Source organism: Streptomyces sp. NPDC026538, from assembly GCF_055567535.1.
Window position 1 is genome coordinate 59,449 of record NZ_JBVHQG010000004.1, and the last position, 12,129, is coordinate 71,577.

The following is a 12,129-nucleotide window of genomic DNA, read 5'->3' on the forward strand; positions in this document are numbered from 1 at the left end:
CCTCAGCCTGTACACACGCAGCAGCCCTTTCCGGAACTACACGAAGGAGACGAAGCGGAACTACATCATGGATTGTTCAACGATCCTTCAATAGGATGGTTCCACATCCAGCCGTCCGCCTCGCGGACGCGGAACGGCAACCAACCGGAGGGCTGAAGGAGATGAGCAGGCGTCAGTACGGCCAGTACGAAGAGGTCGACGACCTCGGGGAGATCCTGTTCTGCGACGACCCCGCGCTGCTGCTCGGGGGCATCCTCATGGGTCTGGAGACCGCGGAAGGCACAGTCACCCTCGATCACGCGCAGACACGTCACATGCCCGCTGCCCTCTTCGAGTTCAGGCGTAGCCTGAGGTTGAACGGCTACGGAATCCAGTACGCCGTGCCGCAGGCAGCCTCAATCGACGAGGTACCCAAGGAACCGCAGATCGAAGGCGCCATCCTGTTCGGCATGCAGCGCCTACCGCCCGAATTCTCCGACGTACGCCTGCCCGACCCGCCAAGATCCGACGATGACGGCGTCTGCCTCGGCAACAAGCGGCACACCATATTCGACAAGCTGCGCATGCGTGAACCACCGCGACGCGACCCCGACGAGGTCTATTTCGGCATGAAACGAAGGCCGCCCGGCTACGCCGACCTGCGCTCGGTCCCCGGATGGGAGCTGCACGAGATACCCGATGACCAGCCAGGACCGTGGCAGAACTTCGGACACACCTACTCCAGGCTGGAACTGCGGACGCCCGACGGGGACATCTACTCCCGGACCTGGGTCCCGCACGACCCCGAGTGGGAGGCCGCCGCCCTGCGTCACGGATACGTCGTGTGCCTGTGCGGCGTGACACTGGGCGTCCGCGCACCGGACGGGATGACCGACGCGCAGTACACCCCGGACATGCGCCACGAGTACTTCCGCAGCGGATGCGCGGTGGGTCTGACCGTCGGCGGACTCGTCGCCTACGTCGACCACCGCTGACGCGCAACACCAAGGCGGCATGCATCGAGCACGAGCTGGGTCGCCGCCTCCCGCCGTAGATCACATCGATACTCCGACCGCAACAAGGACGGTGGGGCCAAAACCCTCACATCACGTTGCCGTCAACACCGGTGGGTCCAGCCCTGATTGCCAAGTGGGCCACGAACCGCTACCAAAGCCACGGGCCAGCGGTGCAGTCCAACAGCAGCTCAACACGCAGAACTTGACAGGGAACGGACCTGGTCCGACGACACGACACACGCCATCCACGAGTCCCAGACCCTGCGCATCGAACGCGTCCACGAAGCAGACCCCCGCGAGGCCGCCTGGACCGTCGCCGCCTACGAGACGCCCGTCTCCGACCGGATGTGGCACCTCACCGCAACCGGCACCACCCCCGCCCCCGTACTGGAGACCCTGCTCCACCACCTCGCCACAGGCGACGCATGGGACACCGCCATCGGAAGCCCCGTCACCGAGAAGACCGTCACCGCCGCCACCCCCCCACCGACGCACGCTGGGAGCACACCGTCGACGGACGCTGGATCCGGTGGACGAACCCCTCCCAGGACGCCGGCATCCGGTTCGACGCATTCGCCGCCCACCAGCCGAACAGCAACCTCACCACCTGGACCATCTGGTCCGGCCCCAGCACCGACCACCCCACCTGGACCGTAACGGCATCCCCGTACACCCCCAGCACACTGCTGGCCGACCTCTCCGAAACCCTCGCCCACGAAACCGGCACCCGCCAAGCCCAGCCCGCAGGCCGCGCACGAAAGACCAGCCTCACCACCAGCCCGCCGGCCACTGCGCCCGTCACGGCCGGTGCAGCGGCCAGCCGGTCACGCTGACCACCGACGCACGAGGGCGGGGCAACATAGCGCGGGATCGCCGGTAGGCCAAACCGGCGATCCCGCGCACCATAGACAGTCCACCGCCACGCCCTGCCCGCACGTCGAAGGGCCCCCGCCCACGACCGCAGACACAGCACGAAGCACAGCCCGCCAGGAGACAGGCAGCGGCAGCCGATCACGCCGCCGCGTAGCTCGCCCGGAACAACTCCTGCGCCCGCTCCACGTCCCGCACCGTACGGAGCTGCACCTCAAGATCACCCGTCCCGTGGTGACCGAGACCCGACACATCCCGGGTGAACCCCGGAACCAAGTCGACGTCCTTCGGGTCGACCTTCAGGTAGACCAGCAGCTTGCTCCGCTGCGGCGGACACAGGCAGGCGAAGTTCCGCAGCCGCTGTACGCCCGGTACTGCTTGCGCTCGACACGGTTCACGCCGTCCCCGAGCCCGAGCAGAACCTCATCAACCGCACCCGCCAACTCCGCCATCGCCGCGCCCTCCACGCCGGCCGCCGCCCTGGCAACCGACTGGCGCCGTGCCCGGCGGACCACCGGCATGCCACCGCTCACGGAGGCCACGGTCTCAAGCCCGAGCAGCTCGCTGCCGAAGAGCCGGTAGCGGACCAGGTCGACCGACCGCCGGTGCTCCCGCACGGCATGCACGTCGTAGCGGGTGAAGTCGCCGGCGATACAGATCAGGCGCGGGCCGCTCCACAGCACCTGGGACGCGGCCGTCACCCCGAGCCGGTCGCGGACCAGGAGCTCGAACTCGGCACGGTGGTCCATCAGCCACGCCAGGTAGAACAGGCCCTGGTTGATGACCTGTTGACTGAACTACGGGCGGAATTTCCGCAGGTCAGTGACCTTGTGGCGGAGACGTCGTTGAGTCGGCCATGGAGGCATCGAGAGACCTGGCAGCCCTGTCCGTCCCACTGATCGGTGAGCTGGTGGCCAGGGATGATCCGTGGGATCCCTACCGGCTCATCGACCCAGCCGGACAACCGGTCGAGGGAGCTGGTGCCTTCCTGCGGGATCTGCAGGGGCCGGTCGTTCGGCGGCGACGGCCCGCTCCTACGGGATGGATCTGCTGCGCTGGTTCCGCTTCTTGTGGGCTGTCGAGGTGTCGTGGGACCGGGCGCGCCGGATCGAGGCGAGGGACTTTTCCCGCTGGCTTCAGATCGCCGGCCAGCCGAGGCGTCCGCACTGGCGGCGCCCGAGTGAAGCGGGTCGGTGGACCGCGGGCGGGAAGCCGTACGCACCGTCGGTGCGAGCGCACAGCGAGACGGTGCTGCGGACCTTCTACGACTTCCACCGCGACATCGGTACTGGGCCGGTCCTCAACCCGTTCCCGCTGGACCGGTCACGTCGCGGCCGACGGGCTCACGCTCACCGCAACCCGATGGACCCGCTCCGCAACGAACGCACCGGGCTCTACCGGCCAACAGTGCCCAAGAGGGTGCCCCGCAGTGTCCCTGATGAGGAGTTCAACGAGATCTTCGCCCGGCTCCCGTCGCACCGGGACCGCGCCCTGGTCGCCTTCTACATCTCCACCGGCGCCCGAGCCAGCGAACTGCTCAGCACATGGCAGGCCGGCGTCGATCCGGGACGCCAGCTGATCTCGGTGGTCCGCAAGGGCACCCGCGAAGTCCAGGAACTCCCCGCCTCGACCGACGCGTTCGTCTGGCTACGGCTCTATCAGCTGGAGATGGACGACGCGATGCCGCGCGGGCGACGCCTTCCGCTGTGGTGGACCCTGCGCTCGCCGTCGACGCCGCTGACCTACCACGCGGTTCACCGCATGTTCGAGCGGGCAAACGCCAAGGCGGGGACGTCCGCGACGCTGCACGCGCTGCGGCACACCGCCGCCTACCGCATGGCCGAGGATCCCAGTCTGCCTCTCACGGATGTCCAATTCGTCCTCGGTCACGCCCAGTTGACCACGACACAGCTCTACCTCACGCCCCGCAAGGAAGTCGTGATCCGACGGCTGCTGGCCCACCACGCCGAACAGACGCGGCAGGCAGCCGCCCGCATCGCACCGCCTTCCGCAGCCGACTACCGGCCGGAGAGTCTCGATGTGCTGTTCGGAGCCGGTGCTCGATGAGCAACATCTTGTCGGCGGACGCCGACCGCGCACTGGCTCTCGGAGTTTCACCTGGGCGCAACCGCGCAATGGCCGCCCAGCAGCGCTTTCCAGCCCGGACCGTTCCTGACAGTTGGCCGGGCACCGAGCGCTCGCGCGCCGAGGCGGCCCGATTGCTGTCCCGTCCGCCCTACACCCTGAAGAACGCCGGCAGCGAACTGCACCACAAACACGGCATCGTCATGGTGCTGGACTGGCTGGGAGACCAGCCCGGGCAGACCTGGCAGGAACGGTGGCAGGCCAGCGGCATCGAGCAGGCCGGCTCCGCCTGGCGGCCGGTGATCAAGCAGTGGCTGCACGAGCGCGGTCTGAAGGCCGCCTGGCGCATGCCGGTGGTGGGCCGGGCCCTGACGACGGTGATCAGCGCTGAGCTGCTGCGGCCGTCGGTGGACTGGCTGGCTGCCGGAGCCAGCCGCCAAGGAGTGCTGGTCCGCGCCATGGCACACAGCCGTGATCCGCGCGGATTTGAGCGCCTGCGCGAGCTGGGCGCTCGAGCCCAGGGCGTTCGGCCGGGTGCTGTCAGCACGACGCTCTGCCGCAGCGCCCTCATCCTCGCGGCGAAGGGCGGCAGGCTGGCGGACATCACCGTCGGCGACGTTCTGGAACTCCTTGAGATCCAAGCCGTGGTGCTCAAGCGGGCGATGGTGGGGACCGAGGTGTTTTACCGCCTGCTGCACCAGTTCGGGGCCCTCGGGGAGGGCGCCCCGCAGAACCTGCGCGAGGTCCGTAACCTGGGACAGCGGACCCCGGAGGAGCTGATCGACCGCTACGGACTGACCTGCCGTCCCGTCCGTGACCTGCTGGTGGACTATCTGCGGGAACGCCAGTCCGCGCTGGACTACAACAGTCTGAGGTCCCTCTCCTACCACCTCGGCAAGTGTTTCTGGCAGAACATCGAGAGACATCATCCCGATGCCGACAGCCTCCGCCTCGCCCCGGACGTCATCAGGCAGTGGAAGCAGAGGATTCGCACCAAGGACAAGACCGTCACCGGTCCCGACGGCCGCCGCACAAACACCAAGGTCGAGAGGCTCAATCACCGGGACACGCTCACCCAGGTGCGGGCCTTCTACCTCGATATCGCTCAGTGGGCCCTGGAAGAGCCCGGCCGCTGGGGCCCGTGGGTGGCGCCGAGCCCAGTGAGGGCTGACGAGTTGGAGCACCGCAAACTACAACGCCGACGCAAGGCGAGGATGGACGCCCGCACCCGTGAGCGCCTGCCGGTGCTGCCGATTCTTGTCCGTTCGGTCGACCAGCGTCGCAGGGACGCTGCCGCGGTATTGGAAGTCGCCTGACACACCAGCCCCGGCGAGGTGTTCGCTGCGGCCGGTCAGCAACTCGTACGCGCCGTGGTTCCGCACGGAACGGCCGGCCGAATCTGGGCCGAGGACCCGGACACCGGCAAACGCCGCGATCTGGGGCTCGAGGACGAGCGGGCCTTCTGGACCTGGGCTGTGGTCGAGGTCCTGCGGGCCACCGGCATCCGCATCGAGGAACTGCTCGAACTCAGCCACCACAGTCTGGTCCAATACCGGCTGCCCACCACCGGTGAACTCGTCCCCCTCCTTCAGATCGTCCCGTCGAAGACGGACACCGAGCGGCTGCTGCTGGTCAGCCCTGAGCTCGCCGACGTCCTGAGCGCGATCATCTGCCGAGCCCGAGGCAGCTCCGGGGCCGTTCCCCTGGTCCGTTCCTACGACCGCCGCGAATGCGAGTGGCAGGCGCCAGCCCCGTTGCTGTTTCAACGACGCATCTCCGGCGAGGACCGCGCATTCACCGACGAGACCGTCCGCACCATGCTGGACCAGGCCCTCATCGCCACGGGCCTGACCGATACCATCGGCGACCCACTGCGCTACACACCGCACGACTTCCGCCGCCTGTTCATCACCGACGCCATCCTCAACGGACTGCCACCGCACATCGCCCAGGTCATCGCAGGCCACCAGGACATCAACGTCACCCTCGGTTACAAGGCTGTCTATCCGGAAGAAGCAATCCGGGCGCACATGGCCTTCCTCGCCCGTCGCCGATCCCTCCGCCCGAGCGAGGAATACCGCGTCCCCACCGATGATGAATGGCAGGAGTTCCTCGGCCACTTCGAGCGCCGCAAAGTCTCCATCGGCGCCTGCGGCCGCGCCTTCGGCACCCCCTGCATCCACGAACACGCCTGCGTCCGCTGCCCGATGCTCTGGCCCGATCTCGCCCAACGTGACCGGCTCGTCGAGATCCGCGACAACCTTCTCGCCCGGATCGCCGAGGCCGAACGCGAAGGATGGCTCGGCGAGGTGGAGGGGCTTCAGGTCAGCCTGGCTGGCGCCGAAGACAAGCTTGCTCAAATGGACCGACGAGCTTCCGGCGGCACGTCGATCAACCTTGGCATGCCAGGCATAGCCGCAGCTCAATCTATGCGGGAGGAGGGAACGGCTTTGCTGAGACAATCCCTGGATGACCAGCAATGAGATCCGGTTCGACTGCCGGCACCGGGGCGACGGCGGCCCGCTCGTGCCGCGTTCGGGATCTTCGTCGGGCGAGTGACGCCGCGCGTCACCGATTGGACATCGCTGCCCTTGCGTTCGCGCGGGCGGGCGAGGTCGGCCTCGCGGTTCGGTACAGGGCCGGGCATGCGCTCACCTCGCTTGTCACAGAGATGTTGGGCGGTTGAGCCACCAACGGTGCTGGAGCGTCAGTACAATCGACCCCCCGTTGAGTCTGTACCGGAGGTCCAAAGGGTGGATTCCGCACTCGCGTCCATTCGTCGCAAAGACCACATCAGGACCGCAATCATCCGCTGGCTACACCAGTGCACGGAAACGCCCTCTTGGGTGGAAGACTTTCTCCGAATTCAGCCCACGCCAAGTTGCGACGGAGTGCGGATCACCCGCCAAGAGGTACGTGAGGCGGAGCACTATCTGTGGGGTCAAGGTCTCGTCGAGCCCACATTCACCCCCGACGAGGACGACGACCCAGATCTCCTCCGCATGCCGCGTCTGACCGCAAGGGGGATCGATTGCATCGAGATGGGCCTGCTGGTCTCTGAGTTCAACAACCGGGCGCAAGGTGGTGCGGCCACCCACACATACCACGTGCATAACCCGAAGGGGAGCGTAATTGGGGGGAGCCATGGAACCGTACAGCAAACGAACAACTTTGGATTTGATGCAGCCCAAGTTGGACATCTTCTGGAGTTGGCTACTCTGATCAGGCAAATGGCGCCCGTACTAAACCTTCCCCCTATGGAGGAGGTGGAGCTTCTTGGCGGCGTACGCGAACTTGAAGCCGCAGCTTCTGGTACAGCTCCAGATCAGGGAGCCCTTCGACGCATCACTGATCGCGTCATGCTCGCGCTCACTTCCGCATCGGAGGTGACGGGCGGCCTTTCGCTACTCATCCAGCAGGGGCACGAAGCTGTCAATGCCGTATTTGGTGGCTAACGCTAAATGGGTAGATGTCCCGCTGTAACTCTGCTGGGGGTCTAGATGAATTCTGAACGCGCACTCATTCGTCGCAAAGACTACATCCGAACCGCGATCATCCGCTGGCTGTACCAGGACCAAAGCACATTACCGTCCGGACTGGGCTGGTTCCTCGAAACTCAGCCCCCGCCGAGCTACGAGGGAGTGTTGATCACTGCCGCAGAGGTGGATGAGGCACAGGGCTATCTTTGGAATCAAGGACTCGTTGAGCGTAGGTATCCACGAGATGTCTATGATGAGGATCTAGATGAAGACAACCTCTTGTATCCACGCCTAACGGCAAAAGGGGTTGACTGTGCCGAGATGGGCATGCCGGTCTCTAGGTTCATTAACCCGACGCAAGGCGGCGCTTCCACCACCACATACAATGTGCATAACCCGAAGGGGAGCGTCATCGGGGGGAGTCATGGAACTGTACAACAAACAAACAATTTCGGATACAACGAAGCCCAAGTTGGGCGTCTTCTGGAGTTGGCGACGCTAATCAGACAGATGGCGCCCGTCCTAAACCTCCCCGTTGTGGAGGAGGTGGAGCTTCTGGACGGCGCACGTGAACTTGAAGCCGCAGCTTCTGACACTCCCGCAGATCAAGGAGTTCTTCGACGCGTCACTGATCGCGTCATGCTCGCGCTCACTTCCGCGTCGGAAATGACAGGTGGCCTTTCGCTACTTATCCAGACGGGGCGCGAAGCCGTTAGTTCCGTATTTGGCGGCTAACGCTATGCAGCCGAACAATAATAAGACATTCGCCGGGTGCGAATCTCCCTCACGGCGAATCTTCGGTCAACCTCTCCGCAGGCCGGGGTGAGCCTCCGTCCTGCGAAGCCGAGGACGCCCAGCACATGCTGCGGGGCATCCGTGATCCACTCGCTGATCGCGATGAGCGAGCGAGCCCCGGTCAGCACCGCCGAGACGGCTGCGCACAACAACGCGAGGGCCGGATACCGCAGTCCTCGCGCATCGCGGGGATCGGCGACCAGGATCAGGAAACGCCGCAGGTCAGCGACATCACTTGAGGTGAGGGGATCAGTCGGGGAGCCCAGTTGCTCCAGTGCGGAAGGGATGGGCGATGATGTCCGGGCAGGCACGGTCTCGCTCGGTTCTCATGGGTCTCGACAACCACATGATCACCAGCACCGTGCCTGCTCTGCTCTCCGGTGTCCCTTGCCACACAAAGGACATGACGCCACGTCACTCACGAGACCGGCGAACCGGACCAATCCCAATCGCGCAATGCCCCTGGGTGACGGTCTGATCCCGGAGTTCTTCCGGTTCGGCCCGATGCAGGACCACTTCCTCGGACGGTCCACCAACGCGATGGGGCCGAAGACACCTGTTCTCGAGTGGGGATGTTGGCCTCTCATGGCCCGCATCACCGCGACAACCGACCTCGTGACCTGGGACGCCTTCGAGCAACCGCACCGCGAGACCCGCGACTATGTGGCATTCGGTCCGTTCCAGTTCGACCGTCACCAATACGATGACGCCTTGCGGGCCCTGAGCGCGGTTATCGGCTCCGACGTCGACGACACGCGCGCATGAGCGCTACCAGGCGCGGCCTGCTGGGCTAAGGATTGGGAAGCGGTTCATGGAAAGGTTCGAGACGGAGAATCTGGCGCTCATGCCTGGCCAGAAGGTTCAGGCCACGGTCCTCAGCCATCACCCATGGGGTGTGGTCGTTGAGATCGTCGGTTACGAGAACGCCGGTCTGTCGGCCTCTATCGACATGATCCAGCAGTTCTCCCGGACCACGAGCAGCCATGACGAACTACTCGCGCTCTTTCCACCCATCGGTTCGCAGATCGATGCAGTGATCGAGCAAATCCACCGCTGGCATCCACCGGTATCAGTGCGGCTCAGCATCCGACCTGCCGACCTGGAGTCGCTGGCCTAGAGCTGCGACTTCTGTGGTGAACGGATCACGTTGAGCCCAGGTGGAGACGCCCTCGTCCTGGACTCACGGAGCAACGACGGTCCAGGAAGCCACACCCTCATATCCCACCGGCAGTGCCTGGCCGAGCGAATCCGCCCAGAGAACACCGGAGAGCGGGCGCGAGCATTGAAGATCGGGAAGATGCACTGAGGGTCGTCAGGCCCGTGCTTACCGGCATAGCTGAGCTCGGCAGCTCATTCGGCGGGAACCGCCCGATAGTTCAGAGAAGACGCCGGCATCCGTGCCGCGCTTGTACTCCACGACGGCCGGCGAGCCGTTCTCGTCCAGCCCGAGCGAATCGATCCGGCCCCCGTGCACCGGCCCGGTGCCGTACTCGCTCGCCAGGAAACGGACACCCAGCAGCGTCTCCATGTGCGCCTCGACGAGACCCTGCACATCGGCCTCGACCTCGGCCAGACGCGGCATGACCTCGGTCACGCCGCCATTCGTCGCGTCCGTGCGGAACAGCTTCAGGCCCGACACCTTCCCCTCCTCGGCTCGAAGATCACCAACGCCAAGAAGGTGCGGGATTGTTTCCACGAGAAGCCCCGGAGACGTGAAGGTGATGTGAGAAGGTACGTACAGCCCGGCCGGAGAGCGCCCATGTCCCCCGCTCACCGGGAATCAGCGATTCCCCCATGCGTCCCCCGCGTCCCGGGGGACAGCGCCGAGAGGCTGCGTTTACCCAGGTCAGCCCCCGTAGCTCAGTGGATAGAGCAGGCGCCTTCTAAGCACCCGCTCCCTCACCTGCCGCGGCCTTCGACAGTCCACGTCACATGCACACGACACCTCGCCGCGCTGTGCCGACCGGCCCTGACAGGTCTCAGATCCCCAATGCCGACGACGGCACACCGCCTCGCAAGCGACGATCAAGTTGTACCAGTAAAGGGTCAGGTCAGCACCCTTCAGACGACCGAGCGGGCCACACGGCTGTTCCCGGAAGCCGCTGACATCGTCGTCCAGGATGCCACTCGCGAAGGCTCCTCAGGCTCACACCCCAGTCGTGCACACCTCGCAACCTGTCCCGCAGGGAGCACCGCACAGGCAGGCGATCGACCTCGGCGGCACGCGGAGGAGCACTGCCCATTACCTTCTTGGTAGAGCCCGGTTCGGGCTCGTGGCCTCCGGGGCCGGTATGACTCCTTGCCCCTGTCCTAGGGATCCGCCGCCGCACCGACGTGGTCGGCATCTTCCCCGACCGCACCGCCCTGATCCGCCTGGCCGGCGCGGTCCTGGCCGAGCAGAACGACGAGTGGACCGAAGCCCGCCGCTACATGGGACTCGGTCTCCTCGCCAAGACCCGCCCCCACCCGATCGAGTCAGAAACCGACGAGACCGTCCTCCCGACAGGACTCACCACATAGCCTCAAAAACGAGATCACTGAGTGGCCGTTGATACGCCACCTCGACGGACGTGACCCATCCCCGCGGGCGCGGGGAGCAGTCTCTGTGGACGACGGACGACCCGGACGTGAAGGGAACATCCCCGCGGGCGCGGGGAGCAGATCGTCTTGGGCTGCTTCTTCCACTGGTCCTTGGGAACATCCCCGCGGGCGCGGGGAGCAGGTCTTCTGACATGCGGCAGTAGATGCAGGCGAGGGAACATCCTCGCGGGCGCGGGGAGCAGATGTCCGGCCTGTGCCTGCTTCTGTCTGTGCTGGGAACATCCCCGCGGGCGCGGGGAGCAGTTCGAGCACGCGCCCACCCCGATCGCGCACCGGGGAACATCCCCGCGGGCGCGGGGAGCAGGCTGTGTCGGGCCGGCAGTGCTCGCAGGCGTGGGGAACATCCCCGCGGGCGCGGGGAGCAGTCGGCGATCAAGCAGGGCATCGCCGCCATGGTGGGAACATCCCCGCGGGCGCGGGGAGCAGGGTGAGCCCGTCTCCGGCGCGCACGGCGCACTGGGAACATCCCCGCGGGCGCGGGGAGCAGGTCCCCTCATGAAGCCCATTCACTTCTGAGGAGGGAACATCCCCGCGGGCGCGGGGAGCAGGCCATCGGCGCCTTCAAGCCCAAGGGCAAGGTGGGAACATCCCCGCGGGCGCGGGGAGCAGTCGCGGGCCGACGTCCGGCGAGGCCTGCCGCAGGGAACATCCCCGCGGGCGCGGGGAGCAGGACACGATCAGGTTCCCGACGGCGGGGGGCCCGGGAACATCCCCGCGGGCGCGGGGAGCAGGACACGATCAGGTTCCCGACGGCGGGGGGCCCGGGAACATCCCCGCGGGCGCGGGGAGCAGCCTGGCCGTCGTGTTCCACGTCGGTCCGGTCTGGGAACATCCCCGCGGGCGCGGGGAGCAGGAAGCGACCGGCGCCGACCTCGTCTACCCGTGGGGAACATCCCCGCGGGCGCGGGGAGCAGCGGTACGGGCCGACGTGGCCGTCCAGCAGTCCGGGAACATCCCCGCGGGCGCGGGGAGCAGTGGTTCGCCCTCCAGACCATCGTGGGGACCACGGGAACATCCCCGCGGGCGCGGGGAGCAGGACGCTGCTGCGCGTCTCCAACGCCTCCGGCGGGGAACATCCCCGCGGGCGCGGGGAGCAGGTCTCGTCCATGACCGTGGACAGCTTCACGGCGGGAACATCCCCGCGGGCGCGGGGAGCAGTAGCGGCCGGTTCCTTTGCTGCGTGCGTCTTGGGGAACATCCCCGCGGGCGCGGGGAGCAGGACGCCGTCCAGCTGGAGCGCACCGACGACCAGGGAACATCCCCGCGGGCGCGGGGAGCAGATCTGCTGGCGGTTGGCCATGGTC

The 12,129-nt window shown here is 66.5% G+C and carries 10 protein-coding genes, 4 pseudogenes and 1 CRISPR repeat array (1 of these 15 only partly in view); of the genes and pseudogenes, 11 read left to right on the forward strand and 3 right to left on the reverse strand.

Annotation, left to right across the window (positions count from 1 at the left end; all coding sequences use genetic code 11):
• Nucleotides 1-161: 161 nt before the first annotated feature.
• From ACZ4N4_RS17285 to ACZ4N4_RS17295, 3 genes and pseudogenes are all read left to right on the forward strand, one after another.
• Entirely contained in the window at nt 162-974 is an 813-nt protein-coding gene (locus tag ACZ4N4_RS17285) for a hypothetical protein (RefSeq protein ID WP_467589300.1), read from the forward strand.
• Between the two features lie 147 nt (nt 975-1,121).
• A pseudogene (locus ACZ4N4_RS17290) lies at nt 1,122-1,361 on the forward strand (DUF317 domain-containing protein); the annotation flags it as partial.
• 59 nt (nt 1,362-1,420) lie between these two features.
• The gene (locus tag ACZ4N4_RS17295; protein WP_467589302.1) at nt 1,421-1,828 is read left to right on the forward strand and encodes an SPDY domain-containing protein; all 408 of its coding nucleotides are present in this window, start codon (nt 1,421-1,423) and stop codon (nt 1,826-1,828) included.
• 178 nt (nt 1,829-2,006) lie between these two features.
• Here ACZ4N4_RS17295 and ACZ4N4_RS17300 read toward each other — a convergent pair.
• Nucleotides 2,007-2,650 (reverse strand): annotated as a pseudogene (locus ACZ4N4_RS17300) (DUF5655 domain-containing protein); the annotation flags it as partial.
• A gap of 442 nt (nt 2,651-3,092) precedes the next feature.
• Here ACZ4N4_RS17300 and ACZ4N4_RS17305 point away from each other — a divergent pair.
• The 5 genes from ACZ4N4_RS17305 (at nt 3,093) to ACZ4N4_RS17325 (ending at nt 8,164) form a co-directional block, all read left to right on the forward strand.
• Complete coding sequence (locus ACZ4N4_RS17305; protein WP_467589305.1) at nt 3,093-3,932, forward strand: tyrosine-type recombinase/integrase; 840 nt, start codon at nt 3,093-3,095, stop codon at nt 3,930-3,932.
• 68 nt (nt 3,933-4,000) lie between these two features.
• Complete coding sequence (locus tag ACZ4N4_RS17310) at nt 4,001-5,266, forward strand: hypothetical protein (RefSeq protein ID WP_467589307.1); 1,266 nt, start codon at nt 4,001-4,003, stop codon at nt 5,264-5,266.
• A gap of 18 nt (nt 5,267-5,284) precedes the next feature.
• Entirely contained in the window at nt 5,285-6,433 is a 1,149-nt protein-coding gene (locus ACZ4N4_RS17315) for a tyrosine-type recombinase/integrase (RefSeq protein ID WP_467589309.1), read from the forward strand.
• Between the two features lie 270 nt (nt 6,434-6,703).
• The gene (locus tag ACZ4N4_RS17320; RefSeq protein WP_467589312.1) at nt 6,704-7,405 is read left to right on the forward strand and encodes a hypothetical protein; all 702 of its coding nucleotides are present in this window, start codon (nt 6,704-6,706) and stop codon (nt 7,403-7,405) included.
• A 45-nt stretch (nt 7,406-7,450) separates the two neighbouring features.
• Nucleotides 7,451-8,164 carry a hypothetical protein gene (locus ACZ4N4_RS17325; protein ID WP_467589315.1) on the forward strand — a complete coding sequence of 238 codons (714 nt, stop codon included), beginning with the start codon at nt 7,451-7,453 and terminating at the stop codon, nt 8,162-8,164.
• Nucleotides 8,165-8,166: 2 nt separating this feature from the next.
• On the opposite strand, the gene ACZ4N4_RS17330 is transcribed toward ACZ4N4_RS17325, so the two are convergent.
• On the reverse strand, nt 8,167-8,535 hold the full coding sequence (locus ACZ4N4_RS17330) for a transposase family protein (protein ID WP_467589318.1): 369 nt from the start codon (nt 8,533-8,535) through the stop codon (nt 8,167-8,169).
• 145 nt (nt 8,536-8,680) lie between these two features.
• Between ACZ4N4_RS17330 and ACZ4N4_RS17335 the strand changes: the two genes are divergently transcribed.
• Both ACZ4N4_RS17335 and ACZ4N4_RS17340 read left to right on the forward strand, forming a co-directional pair.
• A complete protein-coding gene (locus tag ACZ4N4_RS17335; RefSeq protein WP_467589320.1) occupies nt 8,681-8,989 on the forward strand; it encodes a hypothetical protein in 309 nt (102 codons plus the stop codon).
• 46 nt (nt 8,990-9,035) lie between these two features.
• Nucleotides 9,036-9,341, forward strand: a complete 306-nt coding sequence (locus tag ACZ4N4_RS17340) for a hypothetical protein (RefSeq protein ID WP_467589323.1) — start codon at nt 9,036-9,038, stop codon at nt 9,339-9,341.
• Between the two features lie 258 nt (nt 9,342-9,599).
• Here ACZ4N4_RS17340 and ACZ4N4_RS17345 read toward each other — a convergent pair.
• Nucleotides 9,600-9,863: pseudogene (locus ACZ4N4_RS17345) on the reverse strand (DUF5655 domain-containing protein); the annotation flags it as partial.
• A 677-nt stretch (nt 9,864-10,540) separates the two neighbouring features.
• Between ACZ4N4_RS17345 and ACZ4N4_RS17350 the strand changes: the two are divergent.
• Nucleotides 10,541-10,744: pseudogene (locus tag ACZ4N4_RS17350) on the forward strand (transposase); the annotation flags it as partial.
• Nucleotides 10,745-10,795: 51 nt separating this feature from the next.
• Nucleotides 10,796-12,129: direct repeats of the CRISPR family, unit length 29 nt; unit sequence GGGAACATCCCCGCGGGCGCGGGGAGCAG (it continues 769 nt past the right edge of the window).

What these genes read in the sequence shown, in the direction of transcription:
- ACZ4N4_RS17285 (WP_467589300.1), top strand. Translation starts at nt 162, where the DNA reads ATGAGCAGGCGTCAGTACGGCCAGTACGAAGAGGTCGACGACCTCGGG.
- ACZ4N4_RS17295 (WP_467589302.1), top strand. Translation starts at nt 1,421, where the DNA reads ATGGGACACCGCCATCGGAAGCCCCGTCACCGAGAAGACCGTCACCGC.
- ACZ4N4_RS17310 (WP_467589307.1), top strand. Translation starts at nt 4,001, where the DNA reads ATGGCCGCCCAGCAGCGCTTTCCAGCCCGGACCGTTCCTGACAGTTGG.
- ACZ4N4_RS17325 (WP_467589315.1), top strand. Translation starts at nt 7,451, where the DNA reads ATGAATTCTGAACGCGCACTCATTCGTCGCAAAGACTACATCCGAACC.
- ACZ4N4_RS17335 (WP_467589320.1), top strand. Translation starts at nt 8,681, where the DNA reads ATGCCCCTGGGTGACGGTCTGATCCCGGAGTTCTTCCGGTTCGGCCCG.
- ACZ4N4_RS17340 (WP_467589323.1), top strand. Translation starts at nt 9,036, where the DNA reads ATGGAAAGGTTCGAGACGGAGAATCTGGCGCTCATGCCTGGCCAGAAG.